Source organism: Desulforhabdus sp. TSK (genome assembly GCF_022836495.1).
Lineage (GTDB): Bacteria > Desulfobacterota > Syntrophobacteria > Syntrophobacterales > Syntrophobacteraceae > Desulforhabdus.
Window position 1 is genome coordinate 1 of the sequence record NZ_BQXM01000102.1, and the last position, 794, is coordinate 794.

General features: G+C 65.7%; 1 protein-coding gene. It reads left to right on the plus strand.

What is annotated here, in order from left to right; all coding sequences use genetic code 11:
• Positions 1-794: NADH-quinone oxidoreductase subunit N (locus MWC30_RS21685; protein ID WP_244086284.1), on the plus strand; the 794-nt coding region annotated here is incomplete at both ends.

Genomic DNA, 794 nt, shown 5'->3' on the forward strand with positions numbered 1-794 from the left:
CTCTTTGCGACCCTCGGCATGATGATCATGGCCGGCGGGGCGGAGCTCATCACGGTGTTTCTCGGGGTGGAGCTCATGAGCGTCTCCCTTTACGTCCTGGCCGGTTACGCCCGGACGCGGATGATCTCAAACGAGTCGTCCCTCAAATACTTTCTTCTCGGCTCCTTTGCGTCGGGCTTTCTCCTGTACGGCATCGCCCTCCTCTACGGGTCGACGGGAACGACGAACATCCAGGCCATCTCGAAGGTGCTCTCCACGAACGGGCTCCAGAGCCCGGCGCTCGTGATCGGCATGGCGCTCCTGGTGGTGGGGTTCGGGTTCAAGGCGGCCCTCGCCCCCTTCCACATGTGGACGCCCGATGTGTACGAGGGCGCCCCGGCCCCCATCACGGCCTTCATGTCGGCCGGGCCCAAGGCCGCGGCCTTCGCGGCCTTCGCGCGCGTCTTCTACGAGGCGCTTCCGACCCTGCAGGGGGAATGGACGGCGGTGATCTGGGCCATGGCGGCCCTCACCATGAGTGTCGGGAACGTGATCGCCCTCGTCCAGGAAAACATCAAGCGGATGCTCGCCTACTCGAGCATCGCCCACGCGGGATACGTGCTGGTGGCGTTCCTGGCGGCGGGAGAGCTGGGGATCTCGAGCATCCTCTACTACATGCTGGCCTACACCTTCATGAACATCGGGGCCTTCGCCCTCATCACGGTGCTCGGGGGCAAGGGCGAGGAGCGGGTGCGGGTGCGGGATTACCGGGGCCTCGGGTACAGGCACCCGTGGGCGGCCATCGCCATGAGCCT